This window comes from Allobosea eneae, from assembly GCF_042657265.1.
GTDB lineage: Bacteria > Pseudomonadota > Alphaproteobacteria > Rhizobiales > Beijerinckiaceae > Allobosea > Allobosea eneae.
This window is the reverse complement of the sequence record NZ_JBHSLW010000090.1, coordinates 1-5,273: the sequence shown is the minus strand read 5'-3', so window position 1 is coordinate 5,273 and position 5,273 is coordinate 1. Positions and strand designations below refer to the sequence as shown.

Sequence of the window (5,273 nt, the reverse complement as noted above, 5' to 3'; positions counted from 1 at the left end):
AGCGTAAGCTCTGAAATCGTCATGTGTCGAAGCCCTCAGGGGCTTCAAACATCGGCGCTCAGACCGCGCCCGCAAAGGTGCCAACGGGACAGCGCTTACGGATAGCGACGCAAGCGGATAGAACTATCGGCCTAGCTAATCTATAATGTTCGACTTCCGGCTCTCAGCACCGCAGGAAGCCGAAAGCCAGGGAGCCAATGCCGATGACTGCCGCATCGAGCTCGGTGTTGGGTAAAGCCCGCGAGGCGAACAAAAATGGCAGGTTCAGGCTAGAATCGCTTGCTGACCCCGGCCGACAAAAAACGCCGTGGCGGAGTAGAGCCGGCGATGCCTGCTCCTAGGCTGAGATCCAGCTGCAAATTTTCGCCGATTAGGTAAGCCATTCCGACATCGACGATGAGGGATGACTTGCCACCTTTCTCTTCCGGAGACTGAAGTCCCATGTCGACGAAAAGATTCAGTTTTTTGCTCGGATTATAACTCAAAGTTGCAGCAAATAGCCCGGCCATGTAAGTCCGATTGTCGGACCCTTCGAGAAACGCAACGCCGATGTTGGGGTTCAAGGACCATTGCGGCGCAAAATCCCAATCGGCGGCTAATCGGAAATCGCCTGCGGTGTGCCTGCTGCGGAAATTTCCAGAGCCTGAGGGCGGAAACACACGAAGAATTGCTCCCACAGATGGGCGTTTAATGCCTGCCCCGTCGATGAAGTTGTACTTGAACCCGATAGATGTAGGTGAGCCTCCGTCGGACCTGCTAACGCCGTCCGCGACATTATTGGATTTCATCAATGTGTAGGTGTTACTTTCGAGACGGGCTTCCAGGCCCTCATAAATGCCCAGACGCAGCAACGTTGGCGCGAAGGTTGTCCGCTCACGGCTTGAACGATCTCTGCGATACTCCAGTTGAATGCCCGTTTCGACTTGGAAGCGTCCTGTTCCGACAACGTTGCTCCCATCGGCGATCCCTGGGCGATCCGGATTGATCAGATCCTCCTGTTTGGCGCCCTCAGACTCGGCGTGCGCCGTAGCGGAGATCTGGAACAACAGTCCCAACGCAAGAGCGCCCGGTAGGCGCCTGAGCCATTTTGGTGTGCTCGTCCGAGGGACTAACGACGTCAAGCCCCGTTCCTTGCTGAAAGTTAAGCTCATATAAAATTAACCCCCGCCGACCTTCAAGAATCTATCCACTAGCACGGCCTTCCTCATTTGTTATGGGGCGCTTCACCCGAGCCGTCGTCGCTGAAGTTCTGCATGACCTGCTGGCGGTCAAGTGGCGCCGATGTTCGACGCGGTTCGCGACGCCCCTGCGAGCGCTACTCCGTCCTAGCTGCCCCTCGACGACGGTCTCGGCCGTCGGAGAGACGCTATTCCCACACTGGCGCGCTTGAGCCTGCATCGCGGCGTGGAGCGCCACGACATCTTACGGCTTCCGCAGAGCGAAGAGAAGCTTCGAAGCGAGGCAGGTTCGCCGCGACGACGATCGGCTACGTCCATATCGATGTGTTTTGGCCCTTTAATTCCGGAGACCTGTCAAGCTCAGATTTCGCGTCGTCCTCAGATTTCGCGTCGTCATCGCCGGGATCATGGTCGGAACCTACTCAGTCGGCCGGGCGTTTACCAACATTACCAGCCAAAGGGAGATGACCATGGCCCAAGAAAAACCAGGCACTCACCACGACCATCCCGGGCACAAACCCGGTGATCTCGATCAGCACGGTCATCGCGACAAGTCGGTCACGGAAAAGCCGGGCGAGCACCACGACCACCCCGGGCACAAGCCCGGCGATCTCGATGAGCACGGGCATCGCGACAAGACCGGCGCAGCCAAAAAGTGAATTGTGCTGAGTAGAATAAAACAAGGGGCCCCCAAAGGCCCCTTGTTAATTTCTTCCAAGCAAACTTTATTGGATCGTATATTTGGCGATAATTTGACTGTCATTGAATTCTGTTTCGTTGAAGAAATTAGTTAATTAGTTAATACGACTGTTCACAGCGCGAGGATCGATGCGATCGTAAAGGGCTGAGATTGTTCGCTCGAGGTCAAACGCGGGGCAGCGTCCGATCGCATCGGTATGCTGCCGGAATTTTCGGCGCATGTAACTCGGCTTGATCCCGTAGTGTCGTGCTGTCACTGCTGCGAGAAACCTCTGCCACGATGCGTTCTTGAACCGCCCCGGGTTTGTCGAAGGCTCCAACTCCTGAGAAGGTGGAGCCATGACGAGCAAGACGACGAACAAGTTCTCGCCTGAGGTGCGGGCCCGCGCGGTTCGGATGCTGCTGGAGCACGAGAGCGAGCATCCGCACCGCTGGGCGGCGATCATGTCGATTTCGGGCAAGATCGGCTGCACGGCGCAGACGCTGAACGAGTGGGTGAAGAAGGCTTAAGGTCGACAGCGGCCGGAAGTCCGGTTTGACGACGGACATGGCGGCCAAGCTCAAGTCGCTGGAGCGCGAGAACCGGGAGCTTCGACAGGCGAACGAGATCCTGCGCAAGGCATCGGCGTATTTTGCCCAGGCGGAGCTCGACCGCCCGTTTAAGCGATGATCGCTTTCATCGACGATCACCGTCAGGTCCATGGGGTCGAGCCGATCTGCAGAGTGCTGCCGATCGCCCCCTCGTGTCGCTGCGCGTTGAATTCTCCCTGAAAGTGGGCGCCGAAAATTCCCTGGCTGGCGTCCTTGCCTGAAGCTGCGGGGCGCGCCCCGCAGCTTCAGGCTTTCCACCTGTCGTCGATGATGCCCGCCGTGGGAACGGCAGGGGGCGGCGGCGGTGGTCCAGCTTGGAGAACTGATGATGATCCTGGATCTTCACCGCCAGGGACTGTCCGTGACGGCGATTGCGCGTCGCACGGGGCGTGATCCCAAGACGATCCGCAAGTACATCGAGCGGGGCCTGGAACTACCGGCCTACGGGCCGCGCCAGGTTGGCCGGCCCAACAAGATCACGCCCTATCTCGACTATGTGCGTGAGCGGATCGCGGCCTTCCCCGAACTGACGGCGACGCGCCTGACGCGCGAGTTGCGCGAGCGCGGCTACACCGGCGCCTATACAGCCGTGAAGCGGTTCGTGGCGGCGATCCGGCCGAGCGACGGACCCAAGCCCTTCGAGATTCGCTTCGAAACGCCTCCCGGCCATCAGGCCCAGGTCGACTTCGCGCGCTTCGTCACGGTGTTCGAGGACGAGGTCGGCATCGAGCCTTCCCACGGCAGCGTCGGCGACTCCTATGACAACGCGCTCGCCGAGACGATCAACGGTCTCTACAAGGCGGAACGCATCCACCGACGCGGACCCTGGCGAAGCTTCGAGGCCGTCGAGTTCGCCACTCTGACCTGGGTCGACTGGTTCAACAATCGCCGGCTGCTGGAGCCCATCGGCAACATCCCGCCCGCCGAGGCCGAGGAACGCTACTGCGCCATGCTGGACGAGCCAGCCATGGCGGCGTGACTCAAACGAAATGGCCTCCGGAAAACCCGGAGCGGTTCATTCTCGCCTCTTCGCAATGGCGTTACAGCACATCAGGCCCAAAGACTTATGGTTCGGGTTCGCCTGTCATCCCAAAAAAATGTCTAGCAGGGCTTGAACCTCTAGCCACTTCAGCTCCCACATTGGTCAGAGTGGAAATCCCGGGGGCTTTTGATATGCCAGAGTTAGAACTGCAGCGGAGTGATTTTGAGTTACCTGTCGCGGTAAAACTGAGATCAAACGGGGAAGATGGTGCTTTTCCGTTGGATTGCCTCGTGATCGGTGGCGGCCCAGCCGGCCTTACGGCCGCGATCTACCTCGCAAGATTTCACCTATCGGTCACGGTCTTCGATGGCGGACAGAGCCGGGCAAGCTGGATTCCGGTCAGTCATAATCATTCCGGTTTTCCAGACGGAATAGCGGGCGCCGAGCTTGTAGCGCGCATGAAGACGCAGGCAAACCGCTATGGTGCTCATCATATCTTCGGCGAAGTGACGTCATTGACGAAAGAGGGCAATCTTTTTGTTGCCGTCGCTGGGGACCTGACCTTCCATGCACGTACGGTCCTGCTGGCGACCGGCGTCGTGAACCGTCGCCCCGCCATGTCAGACGACATGCACTTCCAAGCCCTGGCTCGCGGCTTGTTGCGCTATTGTCCGATCTGCGACGGGTTCGAAGTGACAGATCGCCGTGTCGCCGTTATCGGCACCGCGGCAAGCGGGCTGGGCGAGGCTGAGTTCCTCCGAAGTTTTACGGCGGATATAAGCTTTATATCCCCTTACGGTTTGCATGATCTCGATGCATCGCAGCGACGGCGCGTCCATAAGGCTGGCATCAAGCTGCTCGACGGTCCTTGTCTCGCGTTTGATATTCGCGATGCGACGATCGCGGTCGCCCTACCTAGCGGTAACTATGCCTTTGACGCCATCTACCCGGCCTTGGGCAGCGATGTCCGATCCACTCTCGCGGTCGGTTTGGGATCCACTCTCTCCAGTCAGGGAGGTATCATCGTCGATGCCAGGCAAAGGACCGATGTGCCGGGCCTTTATGCGGCAGGCGACGTGGTCGAGGGTCTCGACCAGATCAGCTACGCAATGGGACATGCTGCTGTCGCCGCCACCGCCATCCGCAACGATCTTTGTGCCGTGCAAGCTCTGCATCGCTGACATCGGTCTCGCTGGTTACTCATATTGCAGGTTTGAGGAGGAAGAACGGAGATGCCTGGAATGATCGGCACACCGACCGTAAAGGCGTTTTTCGACGCTCGTACGTCGTCGCTTCAGTATGTCGCCTCGTGCCCAGCAACAAAAACCTGCGTTATCATCGATCCTGTGCTCGATTTCGACGCAAGATCAGGCGCGACTGCAACGAACAACGCTGATGCGATCCTCGCTCACGTCAGGGAGGCCGGCCTGACGGTGGCCTGGATCCTTGACACGCATCCCCACGCCGATCATTTCTCGGCTGCCAGCTATTTAAAACGATGCACAGGCGCGCCGACCGCGATTGGCTCCCATATCGGTGAGGTCCAGGCGCTCTGGAAGGAAATTTACGGGTGGCCGCAGTTGGCCACGGACGGCTCGCAATGGGACAGGCTTTTCACCGATGGTGAGACATTCTGCATCGGCGATATCCATGCCCGCGTTATGTTCTCGCCTGGCCACACTCTCGCATCCATCACCTTTGTCATAGGTGATGCGGCCTTTATCCGTAGCCCTCCGGCGTGAGCCGCCTTTTTCCGCAGATGTCGATGGCCGATGATGTGCCGATGATTGGCGCGTGAGGGTGGTCAGTGTCCATTAAGGCGA

Annotated in this window: 3 protein-coding genes, 4 pseudogenes and 1 other annotated feature; of the genes and pseudogenes, 6 read left to right on the top strand and 1 reads right to left on the bottom strand. The window is 58.7% G+C overall.

Features of this window, described 5'->3' with window-relative positions; genetic code table 11:
- Positions 1–269: 269 nt before the first annotated feature.
- Positions 270–1,055, bottom strand: coding sequence for a transporter (locus tag ACFPOB_RS29325; protein ID WP_377801714.1), 786 nt, complete (start codon positions 1,053–1,055; stop codon positions 270–272).
- 593 nt (positions 1,056–1,648) lie between these two features.
- On the opposite strand from ACFPOB_RS29325, the gene ACFPOB_RS29320 reads away from it, so the two are divergent.
- The 6 genes and pseudogenes from ACFPOB_RS29320 to ACFPOB_RS29295 form a co-directional block, all read left to right on the top strand.
- Positions 1,649–1,837 carry a hypothetical protein gene (locus ACFPOB_RS29320; RefSeq protein ID WP_377801713.1) on the top strand — a complete coding sequence of 63 codons (189 nt, stop codon included), beginning with the start codon at positions 1,649–1,651 and terminating at the stop codon, positions 1,835–1,837.
- 379 nt (positions 1,838–2,216) lie between these two features.
- Positions 2,217–2,621, top strand: a pseudogene (locus ACFPOB_RS29315) (transposase); the annotation flags it as partial.
- Positions 2,502–2,618: a sequence feature (AL1L pseudoknot), on the top strand. Its footprint overlaps the pseudogene before it by 117 nt.
- A gap of 151 nt (positions 2,622–2,772) precedes the next feature.
- Positions 2,773–3,195, top strand: a pseudogene (locus ACFPOB_RS29310) (helix-turn-helix domain-containing protein); the annotation flags it as partial.
- Positions 3,184–3,447, top strand: a pseudogene (locus tag ACFPOB_RS29305) (integrase core domain-containing protein); the annotation flags it as partial. The pseudogenes ACFPOB_RS29310 and ACFPOB_RS29305, both read left to right, overlap by 12 nt.
- Entirely contained in the window at positions 3,444–4,631 is a 1,188-nt protein-coding gene (locus tag ACFPOB_RS29300) for an NAD(P)/FAD-dependent oxidoreductase (RefSeq protein WP_377801712.1), read from the top strand. The pseudogene ACFPOB_RS29305 and the gene ACFPOB_RS29300, both read left to right, overlap by 4 nt.
- 78 nt (positions 4,632–4,709) lie before the next feature.
- A pseudogene (locus tag ACFPOB_RS29295) lies at positions 4,710–5,174 on the top strand (MBL fold metallo-hydrolase); the annotation flags it as partial.
- Positions 5,175–5,273: the final 99 nt, after the last annotated feature.